The sequence below is a fragment of the Pseudomaricurvus albidus genome (assembly GCF_018863235.1).
GTDB classification, from domain to species: Bacteria; Pseudomonadota; Gammaproteobacteria; order Pseudomonadales; family Cellvibrionaceae; genus Pseudomaricurvus; species Pseudomaricurvus albidus.
Genome location: NZ_JAHKRS010000009.1, coordinates 25,780 through 44,929 on the forward strand (window position 1 = coordinate 25,780; position 19,150 = coordinate 44,929).

Genomic DNA, 19,150 nt, shown 5'->3' on the forward strand with positions numbered 1-19,150 from the left:
ATCCCCGAGAGTGGATAAAGTCTTCCTGGTGTCGTGTTTGATGCCCTCTGTGGGTTTTCTTCCTAAGTATAAGCCTAAACTGACAATACAGTGCACAGACCGGTTTGTGCCGGTGCTTTATCTGAATCATTGTCGGCTAGGCGTTCGCTGTCGATAATGATGATCCGGGGCGGCGAAAATCCGTTGAATTCACAGGCACAGCTGCTGCAATAGGCGCCTGTGTGAGCAATGCTGAGACGATCACCGGCCTGGCTGCCAATGGGTAGCTGATAGAGCGGTGTAAAGCGATCCAGGGCATCGCAGGTGGGGCCGGCAATCACCCACTCCTGAGTCGGGCCCTCACGCTCACTGTTCAGCATGAAACCAAAAGGTTCATTCATTTCGATCAGTCCGCTGTAATAGCCGCAGTCCAGATAGGCCCAGGGTTGATGCTGCCTGACTGCTGTGCTGATGATCTGGCAGTGCAGTGTCCCGGCTGAGGCCACCAGAAAACGTCCGGGCTCGGCAACAATATCGATGTCAGAGGGTATGGCATCAAGAAGATGGCGTAGCTCGGTACCGATAGCTTCAATGGTGGGTACCTTGTCCGTTACCCGAGTCGGAAAACCGCCTCCCAGATTGAGGAGTTTTGGCTTCAGTCCGAGTTCGTGCATGCGCTGGAACAGCTCCAGACTGCGCTGTATGGCGTTGTTCCAGCTTTGTGGGTTGAGGCACTGTGAGCCAACATGGAAGGCAATGCCTGCAATATTCAGCCGGTGTTGCGCGGCGTAACAGAGAAGCTCTTCTGCACTTTGCGGGTCAGCGCCAAACTTGCTGTTCAGTGGCCAAATCGCGTCCTTGTCATCGGTAGTAATGCGCAGTTCATATTTCCCGTTGGGCGCATGCTTGTGCAGTCGCTTCAGTTCATCCAGATTGTCGAACGCATACCACTGGATCTGGTAATCCCAGGCAGCGCGAATGCTTTCGGGGGGTTTGATGGGGTTGCTGAAGATGATATTGCAACCGGGCACACCCAGTTGTTGCAGCGCGTGCAGTTCTCCCAGTGAGGCGATCTCAAAATTAATGCCTAGCTGTTTGAGGCATTTCAGAATTTCCGGGTGTGGATTGGCTTTGACCGCGTAGTGAGGACGAACGCGCGGTAGCGCTTTGGCAAAGCGCTTTGCCTGTTGTCTTACGGCGGCAAGATCGAGGATTAATTCAGGGCCCTGATAGGAATGGGGTGCGCGCTGACGATTGTCACTTGTTGATCTCTGTCCTGCAGTGAAAGCGTCCGTTGTCATAGCTCTGCTCCTGTCGTCAGTAATGTTCCACCATGAGTTCACACTTGACTGTAAGCCTAGGTCGCAATTCCAGGACATTGAATATCCATAATCTATTAAAAATGGTACTAAACTTAACAAATTGATAAGTGTTATTAGCAATATGACTAATTTTGTGGATTTCTCCTGCGAGGTGGGGGCTCAGACATAATGGAAGAGTTATCCGTGCTTGACCGGAAATTGGTACGGCTTCTGTCGCAAAATGCGCGTACCAGCGTCTCCGATTTGGCAAAAATGCTCGGTGTCAGTCGTCTGACCGTACAGAATCACATGCAGCAACTTGAGCGTCGGGGAATCATTCGGGGTTATACGGTTACTCTGAGTGATGAATTCGTCAACTCACAGGTGGCCGCTTATATGTTGATTGCCACCGATCAAAAACTGCTGGGGCCAGTTGTCAGGGCTCTGGAAAAAATTGAGCAGATTTATTCATTGTCTTCCATCAGTGGAGAATATGATCTGATTGCAGAGTTAAGGGCAGAGACCACGGCATCTCTGGATCGTGCCATGGATCAGGTCTCTCAGGTGCAAGGTGTGTTACGTTCACACAGCTCGGTACTTTTATCGAAAAAATTTGAGCGTGGATGAAAAATGGTTGTTTCTATGATCGTCAACAAACAGTAAATCTGTTTGATCGCTTAATACCAAAGGAGCAGGTCTGTGGAATCTGTAGAGGTCGTTGGAGAGAATTGGCCGGCCAGTTTTATGTGGCTCAACATCGTTGCCGATATGCTGGCGGCTGTGTCCTACTTTCTAATACCGTTGATCATTCTCTACGTCGTCTATCGACGTCCGGACATGAAATTTCGGGGCATGCTTACCCTGTTATCGGTGTTGTTTTTGTGTGCCGGGATTGTCCATCTGATAGCCGTTTCCTCGGCCTGGTATGGTGTCTATGGCGTTTATGGTGTTACCAAGTTCGTCATGGCATTGGTGTCCTTTTTAACTGTCTATGTGCTATTGCGGAATCTCAGAAAGATCTTGACCATTCCCTCGCCAGCTCAGTATCAGGCGGCTTTGAAAAAGGTTTCCGATGAGGAGTTTCGCAGCAGTTTGCTTGAAATCGAAAAGCGCGGTGAGGCAATCTTTAAATTTTCTCTTGAACTGTTTCCCACAGGACTTTTGGTGATTAATGGCCAACAGGAAATCCGTATTGTCAATCATGCTCTGGCGTCCATGTTTGGCTATGAGGAAGAGGAATTAATTGGCGAAAATCTCTCCATTTTATTAAATCCAGAAAAAAGTTTTCATCACCGTTTTTTAGTCGATGAGTATTTAAGTGCCACTGAAAACAGAGACAAGGTGACCGCCGGTCGACTGGTTCGGGGAAAAACCAAAAGCGGCAACGATATCTCCGTGGAAATCTCCTTGTCCGCCCATGAGTGGGAGGGGGAAACTCATGCGTTTGCTTCTGTGGTGAATGTTGGGGAAGTCATTTCTGACAAAAATCTGTTTTTCGAACACTCCAATCGTCTCAGACGTGTTATTGATGCAACCAATGACGGTATTTGGGAGTGGAATGCTGAAACCGGTGATGTGTGGTTCAGTGCCCGGCTGCTGGATATGATGGGCATGGAGATCAGCCGTCACGGCAAGTATCCGACATTTAAGCAGTGGTTGATGCATGTGCACCACGAGGATCGGTCTCATCTGAGGCATATGTTTAAGCAGCATATTAAAACCCAGGAAAAATACGACGTTGTCTGTCGAGCACTGTGTAAGTCCGGCAGTTACGAGTGGGTTCATGTGCGTGGTGATACCGTGTTTGATCGGGAAGGAAACCCGATCCTGATGTCAGGGACGCTGACAAACATTAATGACGTCAAGGAAATGGAAGTCGAAATTGCTCAGAAAACCCAGTTCCTGAATGCTGTGATGAACCGGTCCCTGGCGGCAATGTACATTTATGATTTTGACAATCAGGAAGTGGTTTTCGTCAACGAGCAATATACCGAAATTTCCGGTTATGACCTTGATGACTTAAGCCGCATTCAAAAGCACGCGGGGCTTTTGTCTCTCTACCATCCCGATGATGTGGAGCTGGTTAAAGAGCATTTTAAACGTGTAGCGCAGAGCGGGGGCGAAGAATCTTTCAGTATTGAGTACCGGGTAAGACACAAACAGGGACATTGGTTCTGGTGTCTGTCGCGCGACTCCCGTCATCAGCTGGACCATCAGGGAAGCGACGGGCTGATGCATGTGGGTGAGAGGGCGACTTCTTCCGGGACATTATCAAAATCATCGTCCTGTGAAATTCTGGGCACTTTTGTGGATGTCACACCGATCAAGTTACGCGAAGAGCGTATCAAACAGTTGGCTTTGGACTGGTCGGCGACGTTTGAACAGGCTGCGGTAGGAATCTCCCACGTTGCACTCAATGGCCGTTGGTTGAGGGCGAATGCAAAGCAATGTGAGATTTTTCGCTATAAACATGATGAATTAATCGGAAAAGAATTTTATGAGGTCATTCACAAGGACGATGTGCAGGCCGAGTGGACTATGGTTCAGGAGCTGATCGATGGAAGCAGGCAAAGCAGTTCTGCAGAAGTTCGTTGTATCCGCGGTGATGGTGAAATCATCTGGGTAAATCTGACGGCCTCTATGGTGAGTCACGAGGATGGTGTGCACAGTCATTTTCTTCTGGTTGTAGAGGACATCAGCGAGCGCAAGGCGGTGGAGCAGGCGTTGGCAGAGTCGAATGCCGCTCTCGAGCGTTTTGCCTACTCGGCTTCTCACGATTTACAGGAACCGCTCAGAAAAATTACCTCTTTTTCCGATATTCTTCAGCACCGTTTAAAAGACCATCTTGAAAGCATGAATGGTGGTCAGGAGGCGCGCTACGAATTGGAGCGAATCGGCGATGCAGCCGGTCGGATGCGGGAGATGATCAACAGCCTGCTTCAGTTATCACGCTATTCGCGTGAAGCACCCGATCGGGAAGTGGTTGCCTTGTCCGCCTTGCTTTCTGCTTTGAAGGAAGATCTGTCTCGCTTGCTGGAAGAAAAACAGGCTCAGGTAATCCTGGAAAATGACATCGATCTCTTTGTCGATCACGCTGGCTTTGTTCAGGTGTTGCATAATCTGATAACCAACAGCATACGATATGCGAAGCCGAATGAAACACCCAGAATTATTGTCAATGGCTGGGCCGAGCGAAACAGCGTGTTCGTTTCTGTGGCGGATAATGGACGTGGGTTTGAGCGCCAGTACGCCCAGCAGATATTTGAGCCTTTCCAGCGTCTGGTCAGTAAAGTGACACCGGGCCACGGTATGGGATTGTCTATTTGTCGGCAGATTGTTAGGGGACACCAGGGACAGATCTCGGTTGACAGCGAGGTGGGTGTTGGCAGTTGTTTTACCATCGAAATACCAAATGGGGAACAGGGATATGTCTGATATCGAGTTAAATATCGTTTTTGTGGATGATGACCTCGATGATCAATATCTGCTCATGCAGGCGATCAAAGAAATTAAACCGCGTGTGCAGTTATCATTTTTTGACTCCGGATTTGCGTTCCTGGATCAATTAGAGGTATTGATAAAGGCGCCTGAGCCGATTCTGGTGTTGCTCGATTTAAATCTCCCTCCGATGGGGGGGCTGGATATTCTCAAACAATTGCGATCAAAGGCTGCAACACGAGGATTGCCGGTTGTGATCTATTCCACTTCGAGTTCTTCACGGGATATTCAAGAGGCTTATGAACAAGGCGCCAACACGTTTTTGGTCAAGCCCAGTCGTCATTCTGATGCGGTGACCATGATGCAGACCCTCTGTGATTACTGGATTAACCTGGCGGCTCGTTACGAGAGCAAGGCTTGATTCTGTAAAGGAAGCTCTAAACCTTGTATTTGGGCTATCGTCATAAGAAAGGCTGACTATACTCACATGAAAGAGATGGCAGCTTTTTGCTTTTTATATCAAAAGGTTATTAATTTTCAATGAAACCTGTTTATGATGGAACAGTGATTAAGGAAGATCAGGAAACCATGTCTGAACCCCGTGCCGACTCTCACACTGATTATCCAGAAAAGGAGAGTGGCGTCAGTATGATCAGTGTGATGGTCATTGATGATGATCCGGATGATTTTTATCTGGTTAATGATATGTTGAGTCGATCCCGCTGGAAGACGTTTCAGGTAGCCCATTGCGACAGCCTGGAAATGGCGGCGCAAAAGCTTGAGAGCACCAGGGTCGATATAGTGCTGCTGGATTTGGGGTTGGGACCATTGCAGGGGCTCAGAACACTGGAGGCATTTATCGGCTTGGGCTATCAGGTGCCTGTGGTGGTGTTCACTGGTGTCAACGACGAGCAGTTAGGTGAGCAGGCTATCAAAATGGGAGCCGAAGATTACTTGCCGAAAAATGAAGCCAGTTCTGCTCTGCTGTCGAGAACCATCACCTATGCTATTGAACGCCATGCGCTGGTGGAGCAATTGGAGCGACGTGCCAACGAGGATGCCTTGACCGGGCTGGCAAATCGTCATGCGTTGTTCAAGCAGACTGAAGTCCTGATCAATAACCTGGAGCGCAATGGATTAACCCTGGCTGTGGCGTTGCTGGATCTGGATGACTTTAAAGGTGTGAATGATCACTGGGGACACAATGCCGGAGATCAGGTCATCATCAACTTTGCTAAACGCCTGCAGGGGAATTTGCGCAGTTCGGATCTGGTTGCCCGAATTGGCGGTGACGAGTTTGTCTGGGTGCTGACCAATTACAAATCGACCCAGAGCTTACGCGATGTGTTAGAGAAAAAACTCGGCACTTTGATAGAGCCCCTGGATCTGGAAGATCATCCGGAGGCTCCCAAAGATTTGATCAAAGTCAGTCTCGGAGTTGCCGAATGGCAGCCTGGATTGTGTCTTAAGGAATTGCTGATGCGTGCAGACCAGGCGATGTATCGCAGTAAAAAATCCGACGATGGCAGTATCGAAATTTACTGATCTGTTGGTGCGTTGATGGCTGGTCCCAGCCATCAGTGTGCGCACTATATAGGGCAGGTCAGCTCACCCAGCCTCCGTGTCAGTTCCAGATTTTCCCGGTAATCTATGGGCAATACTACCAGGCTTGGTCCTTCTTCGTTGAGGGCTAGTTCCAGCGTATCTTTCAGGTCGCGGGCGTTGTCGACACGATGACCATGCCAGCCAAAGGACTTGGCCATCATGACCCAGTCGGGGTTGGTAAAAGCGAGGTCGGTGTGGTGGCCGAATTCGTTGGTTTGTTTCCATCCAATCAGTCCGTAGCCACCATCCTCCCAGACCATGACTGTCATTTGGCTGTTGAGCCTCCTTGCCGTTTCCATTTCCTGCATATTCATTAAAAACCCACCATCACCACAGATGGCCAGAATATTCTTGTCCGGGTAAATCAGGCTGGCAGCTATGGCGCCAGGCAGGGCAAATCCCATGGAGCAGAAGCCGTTGGGAATCAGGCAAGTGTTGGGTTCGTGACATTGGTAGTGACGGGCGATCCACATTTTGTGAGCCCCCACATCGGATAACAGAATGTCTTCGGGCCCCATGAGTTGACGGGTGTCATACAGGACTTTTTGAGGTCGGATAAAACCCTCGGTATCGTCTTCGGCGTGATGCAGCAATTCTTCGGTCATATCGCGACGTACAGCGGCTTGCTGGCTCAAATCAAATTCAAGTTGACTGTGGTGGGCGTCAATGCGCTCATTCAGCATCCACAGTGCATGTGCGAGATCTCCAACCACTTCGATTTCCGGCATATAGTGCTCATCAATCTCTGCCGGTAAAAAATCGATGTGGATGATGTCTTTGTCATCGCCGCTGTTCCAAAGCTTGGGATGGTATTCCACCATGTCGTAGCCCAGGGTGATGACCAGGTCGGCGGCGTCTATAGCGCACGAAGGGATATCTTTGGCGCCGAGTCCAATTGTATAAAGACAATAGGGGGCGTCCATATCGACACAGCCTTTTGCCATAAAGGTACTGAGTACACCGATACCGGTTTTTTCACAGAGAAGCCGCAACTGTTTACTGGCTCGCCTGCGGATACACCCATTGCCGGCAAGGATCAGAGGACGTTTGGCCGCTTTGATCCGCTCAAAGGCCATATCCATGATTTTGTCAGCGGGTACTGAACGACGGAATTTGCGCACGGGCAAAGGTGCTTTTCCCGTGTTGAGTTTGGCGATGTCTTCCGGCAACTCAATATGGACGGCCCCCGGTTTTTCGGTGCGGGCCAGACGTACAGCCTTGCGCACGATTTCCGGGATATTTTCCGGGTGCCAGATGGTGGTGGCCCACTTTGTGACCGGGGTAAACATCTCTACCACATCCATCACCTGATGAGATTCTTTATGCAAGCGGGTGGAGGCAGCCTGACCGGTTAACACCAGCATGGGTGCACGATCCATATTGGAATCGGCAACACCGGTGATGAGATTGGTTGCCCCCGGCCCTAAAGTGCCAAGGCAGCCAGCCGGGTTTCCGGTCAGGCGGCCATAGATTTCCGCCATAAAAGCGGCACCCTGTTCGTGGCGGGTAAGAATAAAACGGATACTACTGGAGGCCTCCAGTGAGATCATGAAATCGGCATTCTCTTCACCGGGAACACCAAAAATATATTCAATGCCTTCTTCTTCCAGACATTGGACCAAAAGGTCAGAGGCTTTCATGCGCTGCTCCTGAGTCGTGTGCAAGTAACCCGGTCAGGCCGCGGATGACCTGACCGAAGTGATTGCCTAGAGCATAGACGAAATGCCGGGCAGCGGGAGGCTGTTGTCGTCAGTTTTTAACGTCGATCAGTTGATATACTCCACAGCCTTGACCACTTTTTGAACGCCTCCAATGGTGCTGACAGCCTCGGCAGCCCGATTGGCTTCAGCCTGAGACAGCAAACCCAGCAGATAGACCACGCCATCTTCGGTAACAACCTTGATTCGGCTGCTGTCGATGTCCTTGTCGGCGATCAGTACACTTTTCACTTTGGTCGTCAGCCAGGTGTCATTGGTTCTGGCAAGTAATGACGTCTGCCCCTGCACCTGAATTTCGTTAAAAACCTGACGCACACCGTGAATCACCTTAACGGTATTGCCGGCCTTCAGTCGCAGCTCTTTGGTGGCGACCTGGCCGGTCAACAGGATGATGCCGTTGAATGAGACAACATCGATATTGGCTTGATCCAGCCAGGGATCGGCTTTGTTGATGTTGACCTTGGCCACGGTCTCCAGTTGCTCGTCATCAATAAAGGCCCCCCATGAACGTTTACCAGGGTCCAGCTGGATTGGACCATCGGTGGTGGCATCCACGATGGTGGTACAGCCGACGCTGGCGAGTAAAACAGGGATCAGGCTCATGCGCAGGATGGTTAACATCATTCTTCGACTCCAAATAACTGTTGGTCAATCAGGTCACACAGGCAGAAAATGCTCAGCAGGTGGATTTCATGCAGGCGTGTATGGGAATTCACCGGTACACGCAATTCCAGATCATTGGCATCCAGTACCGAGGCAATATTGCCGCCATCCCGCCCGGAAAAGGCGATGACGTTCATATCCCGCTCGTGAGCGGCCGCGACCGCTTGCACCAGGTTGTTGGGGTTGCCGCTGGTGGTTATCAGTACCAGACAGTCGCCGGGCTGACCCAGAGCGCGGACTTGTTTGGCAAAGATATCGTTGTAGCTGTAATCGTGGGCGATGGAAGTCTGGGTGGTAAAGTCAGTGCCCAGCGTCATGGCGGGCAGGCTGGGGCGCTCCCGTTCAAAATGATTGCTGAGGCAGGAGCTGAGAACCTGAGCGTTAGCCGCTGAAATACCATTACCTGCCGTAAGAATCTTGCCCTCGTTCAGGAGACAGTGAACCAGAATGTCACTGGCTTCGCACAGCAGCGGAGCAAGATACTCGCCCGCCTGCATCTTGGCTTCAATGCTCTCATGAAAGAGGGTAATGATACGTTGTTCCATAGCGTCTCTTCAGTTAACCCGGTTGCCGTTTTGACGGTACGTATCCGCTGTTTTGCAGAATGACCGCTCTATAGTGTAAATGCATTGGGTATCCATTCTATCGGGTTTTGACGTCTGTTTGTCGAGGAAAATTGAAGCTTTGTCGGATGTTGGGCATTTAAGGTTGGTTTTTCGCGGTTACCGCTTTTATGAGAGGCCATTTGTGGATTGGGTGTTGGATTGGGCATTCCCTGAATCGCAATGACATCAAAGCGACATGCAGGCAGTGATCCGCGCCAGCGGGCTTGCAAATAGTGTTCAGCAGCCCGAATGACTTTTTGTTGTTTGCGAGAATCGATGGTTTCACTGGCCGAGCCAAATCGGCCACTTTTTCGAAACCGCACTTCGACAAACACCAGATGCTCATCATCACGCATAATGAGGTCTATTTCTCCCACCTTGCAGCGATAATTACGTTCTACCAGAGTTAGTCCCTGAGTTTGTAAAAATTGTTCCGCAAGGCGTTCACTTTCCTGCCCGGTGGCGAGTGTATTTGGGACTTTTGACGAGTTTTTGGCGGTGGGCGAACCAGATTTTTTCAGGAAAAACGAAGGTGTTTTAAACATGGTGCAGCATCCTTGCGGTAAGTTGTCTTCGTGCCAGTGTATGAGTCGTCCATGACTCAGCCTGGCGTTAAAGCTTTTCGCTAGTGGGTGTATTGACCACGGAAGGCAAAATTCGAGCGGTGCCGTTTACAATGCGGACCCAGGTTTGCTCCCTTTCTATGCGGCGTTGAGGGTTCATATTCAGCGACCCGGTCACACCATACAGGCGTGTATAGGGTGATTGTTCCAGCTGTTTTAGACGTGGGTAGAGTTGGTAGCTGTCCACGCCCAGAGCGTAGAGGCGCTGATAGGATGGCGATGGATTGGCAGCCTGTTTAATGCTTTGTTTTTCTGCATTGTTACGGTCGAAAAACCAGGGCAGTGTCGAGAATTTTATGTCGTTCAAATCCCGATCACTTTTGGGGTCGTTGTAGCCGCTGTAAACCTGACTGGTTGCGTAGACCTGTATATCACTGGCGTAGTGGAAAGCCAGGGTGGGTTTGACCTGGCGGGCTTCACCCGGTTGCGCTGCCAGGAAGACCATGTCGGCATCCTGGCGACGGCGTGGTTCAAATTCCAGCGGGCGATTGAGCATGACGCGCATTTTCTTATAGCGCTCTTCACTCAGATCGACATGCAGGGCGTGTTTGATAACGTCAGAGTAGTCGCCCTGACCAGTAAATTGACTGATGTTGATCACCTTTCCACCTTGTTCTTCCCAGGCTTGGCGGAAGGCTTCACCACTGCGTTGTCCCCAGTTGGCACTGGTGGTCAGGATTAAGGCGTAGCGGTGGCCTTCAATCCAGGCGCGCTGGGCAATTTGTCGGGCTTCATCCTCACCGGAAAGGCCAAACTGGTAGAGGCCTTTAGCCGGTTCCTGTTCCACTTCGCTGTAATTCACGGCCAGAGTGGGGATGGGCAGGCTTTCATGTTGGCTGAGTTCGGTGACTTTATCCTTGTCCAGTGGCCCAATGATCAATTCGGCCCCATCGATAACCGCACGGTTGTAAATATCGATGATATCGCCTTTGGACGTGTCATACAGTTTAAGCGACGGAATGGTGCGATTGTCTTTCATTGCCTGGTAGTAGGCGGCAATGAAGCCATCTCGGACGGCGTTACCCGCTGCGCCAAGGCGACCTTGCTGAGGCAGCAACAGGGCTACCTGCGAAGGACGTTCGGCGATCATCTGTTGCAGCAGCTGTAAATCCTTGGGCAATCGCTGACTGGCGGGATGCTGGGGCCATTGGGCCACCCACTGGTTGATTTGATCCAGTTGCTTGTCCAGATTGAATTGGTTGTCTTTACTGATCAGTGCCAGACTGTACCAACCGCGGATGACCTCACTTTGTGGGTTGCCTGCCGCTGTGGCTGCTTGACTCTGTTTCTGAAGATCGGAAACCGGCATGGACATCAGTGTCTGCCACAGTTGATCCTGGTTGTTGTAGCGCTGTTCCTGCTTGCTGAGTAAAGAATCCAGCGCCACTCGTTCAAGAATGCTGCCATCGGGCTCACCAAGCAGCATAAACAGGTCGGCCCTGCGCTGATGCAGAATGACTTTGCTTTCCTGGGGGAGCGATTGCCACTGTTGGTTAAGGCGGGGGTTGGTTAGAATGCGCTGCGCAAGAAAATAGGAATCATCGGCCAGAGCGGTTTCACTGAACGTCAGGGTGTAGCCTGTAAAATTGCGATTATCCAGAATATCGGGGTCGATGGTGTTCAACAGGTTGAGTGCCCGGGCATACTGTCTGTCATGATTCAGTTGCTGAGCGACCTGAATCAGCAGAATTTCGCGCTGTGGAGACTGGCTGGCTTCGGCTTCGGCCAAAACCTTGTCTACATCAATACTGACGTAGGATTTACCACCTGTTTGATCGATGGTTGGAGTCGATCCACCACAGCCATACAAACTTAATGCGACGAGGCCGGCGAGGGAAAGCCGTCCGATATTGCTGATTAAACGCATACTTTCCAGCCTTTATGATCGGTCATTAAACACATTCAACATTTAGAGAACACACTATGACGGAGCAAACACTCTACGTCGTTGCGACTCCCATTGGCAATCTTGGCGATATGGTACCGCGAGCGGTTGAGATTCTACAAACCGTTGACGTTATCGCCGCAGAGGATACCCGCCATAGCGCTCGATTGCTGGATCATTTTCACATTACGACGCCATTGGTTGCATATCACGACCACACCGATGAGCGGCAGGTAGAGGCGTTAATTTCCCGTATCAAGGGTGGCGAGTCCATGGGGCTGATCTCCGATGCCGGAACCCCGCTGGTTTCCGACCCCGGTTATCGCCTGGTTCGCCGCGCCCGTCAGGAGGGTATACGCGTGGTACCGGTTCCCGGTGCCTGTGCCATGATTGCGGCGCTCAGTGCTTCGGGCTTGCCATCCGATCGCTTTTCGTTTGAAGGCTTCTTGCCCCCCAAAAGCGGACAGCGGATTAATCGGTTACAACCGCTGGTGTCTGAAGAGCGAACCCTGATCTTTTACGAAGCCCCACATCGTATTCAAGACTGTTTGACGGATATGGCAACTATTTTTGGTGCCGATCGTGAGGCGGTGCTGGCCCGGGAGATCACCAAGACCTTCGAGACCATTCGCGGAGGCTCGCTGCAAGAGCTGGGAGAATTTGTTGCCAGCGACCCGAATCAGCGCAAAGGCGAGATGGTGGTGATGGTGAGAGGCAAGCCGAAACCCGCCCAGGATCAGGGCCTGGATGCTGAGGCTGAGCGGATAATGACGATTTTGTTAAAGGATCTGTCGGTAAAACAGGCCAGCCAGTTGGGGGCAGAGATAACCGGCCTCAAGAAAAAAGCGCTGTACCAATGGGCTCTGGATCAAAACAACTAGGTGCCAGAGGCCTCAATGCCCCTGAAAGTTTGGCGGGCGCTTTTCTTTGACTGAGGCAAAGCCTTCCTGCAGATCCTGTGAGGCGTTACAGGCATCGTGAAGGGCTTGAGCTTCCTCCCGAATCAGGCGACCACAGGATGCCTGATTGGCAATGGTCTTCATGGCTTCCAGTGCCAGCGGAGCGTAGCCTGCCAGTCGTTCGGCCAGGCTGCGAGTGGTTGTGATGAGCTCTGGCCGTTCAACAAGGTGGGTCAGATAGCCCTGATCCAACAGCTGCTGAGCCTCAAATTCTTCACTGGCGAGCAGCATGCGTTTGGCCATATTGATGCCCAGTACACTGACAAAGCGTTCAATGCCATTGACCGGGTAGCAGAGTCCTATCCTTGCGGGCGGAACAAAAACCCGCATGCCATTAACGCCGATGCGGAAATCGCAAGCCAGCCCGAGTTCTGAGCCTCCGCCATAGGCGCTGCCATTGAAAGCACAAACTGTGGGAATGTCGAGGGCGGCCAGCTTGTCGGTCATGGTGGCGAAGACATCGCCATTGAGGGCTCCGGAACCCATTTGATCCAGCGCTGCCCCGGCGCAAAAGGTCTTCTCCCCCTTGCCGGTCACAATCAGAACACGGATGTTGCTGTTGGCTTCTACTGTTTCAAGGTGGGCAATCACCGCCTGAACATCTTCACTGGAGAGGGCGTTGTGACGCTCGGGGATGTTGAGCGTCAGGGTCGCGATGTGCTGCTCCATACTGAGTTGGATGCGCTGCGAATTGTCCGACATGGGGTCTGCTCCCGATAGCTACTGCAAGAATCAAGGGCAGGATTATACCGCAAATGCCGGTAATAACCGCTCCGTCGCTGAAAGAGGTTGCGGTTTAACCCGCAACCTCGACTGCCGCGCCCGCTTTGTGTGTTTCGGCAACCCGGATGACCATCTCACCGATAATCAGGGTGACCACAACACCAATCAGAACCGGCCACTGCATGCCTTCACCCGGAGTGTAGACAAACAACACGATGGTCAGCCCGAGTACGACGCAGCAGGTATAGGTAAGCAGTTTGGCCACTGACATGCCACCGGGGATTTTATAGGGGCGATGATGATCAGGGTCGATTCGACGCATTTTCAGAAAAGACAGCAGCATTCCCTGATAGGGCAGCAGGAAAATGACCGCACTGAAGGCGAATAAAGACCAGAAAAGATCTTCGTTGGAGCCGGCCATAAAACCGTAGAGGCTGAGGGTTAAGGTGCTGACGATACCCATCAGTACCGCAGCGCCGATGGGGGTGCCACGGCTTTTGCTTTCGATGCCAAACAGGGCCGGCAGTTCGCCTTCGTTGGCGGCTTCGGCGGCGGCCCGGTTGCAGCCCATGGCCCAGGTAACACCATTGGAAAAGAAGGTGAACATGGCGGCAATACCCAGAGTGAGTGCCAGTGCTTGCCCGCCCGCAGTCTCTCCGAAGAAGAGGTTCAGGGTATCCATCAACCCTTCGACCAGATTGATGTCGGCCGCGGGCAGCGCTGCCAGCACGGCGACCGTCCCGAGAATGTACAGGGAAATGATTATGAGTCCCGAGATCAGGATTGAACGGGGCACATCCCTCGCCGGATCTTTCATCTCTTCACTGCCCGCGCTGACCAGCTCAAACCCCAGCATGCCATAGATGATGGCGGGGATGTATTGCAGGCTGCTGCTCCAGTCAGGGGTAAGGGTTTCCAGTGTGAGCGGATTGGCCATGCCGTGATCCTGAATATAGATGATGGCTCCGACAATAATGGCCAGAAAAATCACCACTTTCAGAATTGCTCCCAGGTTGGGAATCCACTTGCCGACATTCAGGGTGATGATGTTGACGAAGACCGCCACCCAGGTCAGGCCGATACCTATGCCTATTTGGCCTACCAGGGAGAGGTCGGGATTGAACAGCTGTTTGTATATACCGGCAAATAAAATGTAAATTGCCGGCACCCAGACGGCCGTATTGACCCAGTAGCACCAGGTTGCCCGTGAAGCCCAGCGGCGCCCGTAAGCATCGCGAACCCAGGCGTAAATGCCACCCTGTTCAGGGTAGGCACAGCCCATTTCAGCGCATATCAAGGCAAAAGGTACGAGAAATATACAACCCAGCAAGATCCACCAGGTAATCGCAGAAGCTCCAACAGAGGCCGCTGCAGCCAGGGTATCCAAAAGGAGAATGGCTGAAACGGTAAACAGGACCATATCCTTTCGGCCCAGTGTTTTGCGATGTTCAACAGATGTATTCATCGTACGGTCACCCTGATTCGGTGGTTGGTCAGTAGAACAATTAACTTCCACTGTAAGGGGGCCAGAATAGAATTCTGGCCCATAACGTTATTTACATTGTTGTATTCCGCTTATTTCAGTATCAGCGGATGTTGAAATGAGCTGCGGTGGTGTCGAGGGCGCTGCTGAGACGGTTGATCAGGGTGTCTACATCTTCCCGTGAGCACACGATCGGGGGAGCCGTAACCAGAGAGTCGCCTACGGCGCGAACCATCAGCCCGTTTTGGATTGCCTGATCGCGGCAGTGAATGGCGCCAGCGGAATTGTCAGCCAGTCGCTCGTGGCTGTGTTTGTCCTTCACCAGTTCGAGTGCTGCAAACATGCCCTGTCCGCGAACTTCGCCAACAATAGGATGATCACTCAGGGATTGCAGTTGAGCCTGGAAATAAGGCATGACGTCTTCTGCTGCAGTCTCAATGATTTGCTGATCGCGCAAGACTTTCAATGTCGCGATGCCAGCAGCACAGGCTGCGGGATGGCCAGAATAGGTGAGACCATGGGCAAACTCACCGCCGCCGGCGGTCAGTACATCCGCCACCTTGTTGCCGACCATGACACCGCCAAGAGGTTGAAAACCGTTGGTAACGGCCTTGGCAAAAGTCATCAGGTCAGGTTCAAAACCATAGGTTTCACAACCAAACCAGTTACCAGTACGGCCAAAGCCGCAGATGACTTCGTCGCTGATCAGAAGGATATCCCGCTCCCGACAGATGCGCTGGATTTCAGGCCAGTAAGATGCGGGAGGAACAATAACGCCGCCGGCCCCTTGAACGGGCTCAGCGATAAAGGCAGCAACGTTTTCTTCACCCAATTCATCGATCTTGCGTTCCAGTTCCCGGGCGGCCTGAAGTCCGAAGCTCTCTTTGTCCTGATCGGCGCCTTCGGCAAACCAGTGCGGTTGCTGGATGTGGTGTACATAGTTCAGCCCGGTGTACTGCTTGTGCATCGCGCTCATGCCACCCAGTGAGCCCGCGGCAACAGTACTGCCGTGATAGGCATTGTTGCGGCTGATAAACAGTTTTTTCTCTGGCTTGCCAATCAGATCGTAATAGCGGTGCACCAGCTTGATATTGGTGTCATTTGCTTCCGAACCGCTGTTGGTGAAAAACACCTGATTAAATTGTTTGGGGGTCACGTCGACCAGGGCGTTGGCCAGCTCTACCGCGGGCTGGTTGGAGCAATTGAAAAAGTTGTTATAAAAGGGCAGCTGATGCAGTTGTTCGCTAATGGCGTTGGTGATCTCCGGCTGGCTGTATCCCAGGTTGCAGCACCACAGGCCAGACATGCCATCCAGAATCTGGTTGCCATCGGTGTCGTAAATGTAAATGTGTTCTGCTTTGTTGAATATTCGGCCACCGGTTTTACGGTATTGCTGAAAATCCGTGAACGGGTGCAGGTGATGGGCTTTATCCAGATCCTGCCAGTAAGAAGTTGGGTGAGTTGGGCTCATAACGAATCTCCCGAAATATCAATAAAAAGGCCGGTCAAATGGGGCCAGGCTAAACACTTGAGTTATCAGTATGTTGGGCAGTTTGGCACAGCCTCAGTGAAATTGGTTTACCCCAAAGGTGTAGGTTTTCTAAAAAGTTGACTTTTTATGAGTGGTGGACCGAAAACCAACACCTTGGGGGTATGTTCTATTGGGGTGATGAGTTTTAGAGTTGAGTTGTACTATGCAGAAACTCAAACATTTACAGAACAATAAATTCAGTGTCGCTTGGAGAGAGACGGCACGGCGGTTGATTCAACCGTTTTCCATAAAGAAAGCTTGCACACCATTAAGCTTATAAAAAGTGATGAGGAAGAGTACATGAAAGGGTCCTACTTGAGAGCACCATTGATGGCAGCGTCCATCGGTTTAACAGCGTTCAGTCCTTCACTGCTGGCTGCAACTATTGAAGAAGTGATCGTAACCGTTCAGAAACGAGAGCAGTCTCTGCAAGATGTCCCGGTAGCGGTATCCGCGTTTGAAGGTGAAGCGTTATCCAAAATGGGCGTCAATGATGTGCGCGGTCTTGTAGATCTGACTCCTGGTTTTAGTGGTAAAACGGAAGACAGCTTTATCGATGCCATGGCGATCCGCGGTATTGGTACCAACGATTTTGGTATTGGTGGCGATCCTTCAGTTGCCATCTTCCAGGATGGTGTTTGGGCGGGCCGAAATGGCGGCGTTCAAATGGCTTTTTATGATCTGGCTCGGGCCGAAGTGGTTAAGGGGCCCCAAAGTACTCTGTTTGGCCGCAACGCTATTGCGGGCGGTATCAATATTCTCAGCAACAAACCGACCAATGAATTCGAAGCCGATGTCAGTGCTACAGTTGCACAATACGGCGAGGTCGAACTGGTGGGTACGGTTAACCTGCCCATTAACGATATGTGGTCTTTCCGGGGATCGGCCTATTGGACCGAGGCTGATGGTTGGCTGGACAATACCTTCGACGGCAAAGAGCTGGGAGAAAAAGAAATCAGTTCTACCCGCATGGCGTTGCGCTATGCCGGTGATACCGTCGATGCCATCTTCCGCATGACCTATGAAGACCGTGATCAGGCGCCCTCGGTCTACTGGACGCCTCGTAATGGTCTTCCGAAAGACAAGGTGAACAGCGATTTAAGCTCTGATGGCTATGATCGCGGTGAAATTTTCAGTTTGCAGGCGAACGTGGTTTGGGATATCTCTGATGCGTACACGCTCGAGTCGATCACTGCCTATAAAACCTACGATTTCGATTATCTCGAAGATTATGATGCTGGCGGTACCAAGGCGAATAACTATGGCCAGGATCAGGAGGTCGATTACATCAGTCAGGAATTTCGCCTGAATTACGATGGCGGCGCGGCTATTTCATGGTTTGTAGGCGCCAGTGTCTACCAGGAGGATGTTGATGCAACCTTCACCAACAACTACGACGAAGACGCACTTTGTGCCGCTATTTTAGATACGGATGAAGGTGTAACAGCTTCTGGGTGCGCGACTCCTGAATTTGAAGCTTATTGGGGCGACCCGATTGCCCAGGCGGATGTACTGGCTGACAAATCTGAAATCAACGTCAACGAGCTGGAGAACGAAGGTTGGTCTGTTTACGGTGATCTGACCTGGCGCCTGACCGATATCCTGACCATGACCCTGGGTGGTCGTTACACCGTGGACAAAAAGGACATGAAAATTGAGGTCCTGGATGGAGGCGGTGCTTTAGGTAATACTTTCAACTGGGAGTTCTATACCGACGGTTTTGTTCAAGATAACGATACATGGAGTGAGTTTACACCGCGTTTTGCCTTGAATCTGGATCTCAGCGAACAGGTAAGTTTGTACTTCAATGCTGCCAAAGGCTACAAAACCGGTGGCTATTCGACGTTTGGTATCGCCAATGATGGCACTTATGAGTTTGGTGGTGAGTTGGCTGAAGGCAAGCCTCTGTCGTTCGATCCTGAAGAAACCAAAAGTTATGAAATCGGTGCGAAGACTTCTCTGCTCGATGGCAGTCTGAATCTGAATGCAGCCTACTACAGGTACGATTACTCTGATTTGCAGCTGATCGTATTCGAAAATGGCTCGCAGCTGGTTAAAAACCTGGGTGAGGCAGAAGCTCAAGGCGTGGAAGTGGACGCTCACTGGACTCCCGGAGATCACTGGGAATTTCGTGGCGCGCTCTCCTGGCAAGACACCGAAATCACAGAAGAAATCGAAGCGGGTGATGGTTCCAAAGGCAATAAATTGCCTATGGCTCCCGATTATACAGCGTCTCTGATCGCCACTTATAACCAGCCGGTGAATAGCGGCAATATTTTCTATACGCTGCAATACAGCTATCAGGACGATATGTTCGGGGGCACCGGTAATTATGAACTGGCCAAAGTTGAAGCCTGGGAGCAGGTGGATGCTCGCATTGGCTTTGAGAGTAATAATGACTGGTCTGTGACCTTGTGGGCTACCAATCTGTTCAATGAAGAATACTTTGAGCGGGGCTGGGAGAACTCAGGTGAAGATGATATGGGTGGATTTGGTTTAGTGAATACCCTGGTTTGGCCTTCCAAACCAAGAACAATCGGTGTGACGGTCGACATGCATTTTTAATGACCTCATGAATGTCCAACATTAAGAAAGATTGTTAGCCGGACGGTGGATATTGTCTGGCTGACGGAATAA

Annotated in this window: 15 protein-coding genes; 6 read left to right on the forward strand and 9 right to left on the reverse strand. The window is 51.3% G+C overall.

The window, feature by feature from the left end; all coding sequences use genetic code 11:
- Positions 1–74: 74 nt before the first annotated feature.
- Positions 75–1,280 (reverse strand): type III PLP-dependent enzyme, encoded by a 1,206-nt coding sequence (locus KOI40_RS14235; protein WP_216098200.1) that lies wholly within the window; start codon positions 1,278–1,280, stop codon positions 75–77.
- A 204-nt stretch (positions 1,281–1,484) separates the two neighbouring features.
- On the opposite strand from KOI40_RS14235, the gene KOI40_RS14240 reads away from it, so the two are divergent.
- The 4 genes from KOI40_RS14240 to KOI40_RS14255 all read left to right on the forward strand — a co-directional run bounded on the left by KOI40_RS14240 (position 1,485) and on the right by KOI40_RS14255 (position 6,263).
- Positions 1,485–1,907, forward strand: a complete 423-nt coding sequence (locus KOI40_RS14240) for an Lrp/AsnC family transcriptional regulator (protein WP_216098201.1) — start codon at positions 1,485–1,487, stop codon at positions 1,905–1,907.
- Positions 1,908–1,979: 72 nt separating this feature from the next.
- Positions 1,980–4,715 (forward strand): PAS domain S-box protein, encoded by a 2,736-nt coding sequence (locus KOI40_RS14245; protein ID WP_216098202.1) that lies wholly within the window; start codon positions 1,980–1,982, stop codon positions 4,713–4,715.
- On the forward strand, positions 4,708–5,139 hold the full coding sequence (locus tag KOI40_RS14250) for a response regulator (protein ID WP_216098203.1): 432 nt from the start codon (positions 4,708–4,710) through the stop codon (positions 5,137–5,139). Before KOI40_RS14245 ends, KOI40_RS14250 begins: the two co-directional genes overlap by 8 nt.
- Before the next feature lie 119 nt (positions 5,140–5,258).
- Complete coding sequence (locus tag KOI40_RS14255) at positions 5,259–6,263, forward strand: GGDEF domain-containing response regulator (protein ID WP_216098204.1); 1,005 nt, start codon at positions 5,259–5,261, stop codon at positions 6,261–6,263.
- A 44-nt stretch (positions 6,264–6,307) separates the two neighbouring features.
- Here the strand turns inward: KOI40_RS14255 and KOI40_RS14260 are convergent, their stop codons facing one another.
- The 5 genes from KOI40_RS14260 to KOI40_RS14280 all read right to left on the reverse strand — a co-directional run bounded on the left by KOI40_RS14260 (position 6,308) and on the right by KOI40_RS14280 (position 11,799).
- The gene (locus KOI40_RS14260; protein ID WP_216098205.1) at positions 6,308–7,963 is read right to left on the reverse strand and encodes an acetolactate synthase large subunit; all 1,656 of its coding nucleotides are present in this window, start codon (positions 7,961–7,963) and stop codon (positions 6,308–6,310) included.
- Between the two features lie 126 nt (positions 7,964–8,089).
- Positions 8,090–8,665: a BON domain-containing protein gene (locus KOI40_RS14265; protein WP_233710287.1), complete on the reverse strand. Its 576-nt coding sequence runs from the start codon at positions 8,663–8,665 to the stop codon at positions 8,090–8,092.
- Positions 8,662–9,249 carry an SIS domain-containing protein gene (locus tag KOI40_RS14270; RefSeq protein ID WP_216098206.1) on the reverse strand — a complete coding sequence of 196 codons (588 nt, stop codon included), beginning with the start codon at positions 9,247–9,249 and terminating at the stop codon, positions 8,662–8,664. Before KOI40_RS14270 ends, KOI40_RS14265 begins: the two co-directional genes overlap by 4 nt.
- Positions 9,250–9,317: 68 nt before the next feature.
- The gene (locus KOI40_RS14275) at positions 9,318–9,854 is read right to left on the reverse strand and encodes a YraN family protein (protein ID WP_216098207.1); all 537 of its coding nucleotides are present in this window, start codon (positions 9,852–9,854) and stop codon (positions 9,318–9,320) included.
- A gap of 67 nt (positions 9,855–9,921) precedes the next feature.
- Complete coding sequence (locus KOI40_RS14280; protein ID WP_216098208.1) at positions 9,922–11,799, reverse strand: penicillin-binding protein activator; 1,878 nt, start codon at positions 11,797–11,799, stop codon at positions 9,922–9,924.
- 56 nt (positions 11,800–11,855) lie between these two features.
- Between KOI40_RS14280 and rsmI the strand changes: the two genes are divergently transcribed.
- Positions 11,856–12,698 carry a 16S rRNA (cytidine(1402)-2'-O)-methyltransferase gene (gene rsmI, locus KOI40_RS14285; protein ID WP_216098209.1) on the forward strand — a complete coding sequence of 281 codons (843 nt, stop codon included), beginning with the start codon at positions 11,856–11,858 and terminating at the stop codon, positions 12,696–12,698.
- A 12-nt stretch (positions 12,699–12,710) separates the two neighbouring features.
- Here rsmI and KOI40_RS14290 read toward each other — a convergent pair whose 3' ends face one another.
- The 3 genes from KOI40_RS14290 to KOI40_RS14300 form a co-directional block, all read right to left on the reverse strand.
- Positions 12,711–13,478 carry an enoyl-CoA hydratase/isomerase family protein gene (locus KOI40_RS14290; RefSeq protein ID WP_216098210.1) on the reverse strand — a complete coding sequence of 256 codons (768 nt, stop codon included), beginning with the start codon at positions 13,476–13,478 and terminating at the stop codon, positions 12,711–12,713.
- 94 nt (positions 13,479–13,572) lie between these two features.
- On the reverse strand, positions 13,573–14,964 hold the full coding sequence (locus KOI40_RS14295) for an APC family permease (RefSeq protein ID WP_216098211.1): 1,392 nt from the start codon (positions 14,962–14,964) through the stop codon (positions 13,573–13,575).
- Between the two features lie 121 nt (positions 14,965–15,085).
- Positions 15,086–16,453 carry an aminotransferase gene (locus KOI40_RS14300; protein ID WP_216098212.1) on the reverse strand — a complete coding sequence of 456 codons (1,368 nt, stop codon included), beginning with the start codon at positions 16,451–16,453 and terminating at the stop codon, positions 15,086–15,088.
- Positions 16,454–16,813: 360 nt separating this feature from the next.
- Here KOI40_RS14300 and KOI40_RS14305 point away from each other — a divergent pair, with 360 nt between their 5' ends.
- Positions 16,814–19,078 carry a TonB-dependent receptor gene (locus KOI40_RS14305; protein WP_216098213.1) on the forward strand — a complete coding sequence of 755 codons (2,265 nt, stop codon included), beginning with the start codon at positions 16,814–16,816 and terminating at the stop codon, positions 19,076–19,078.
- Positions 19,079–19,150 lie beyond the last annotated feature (72 nt).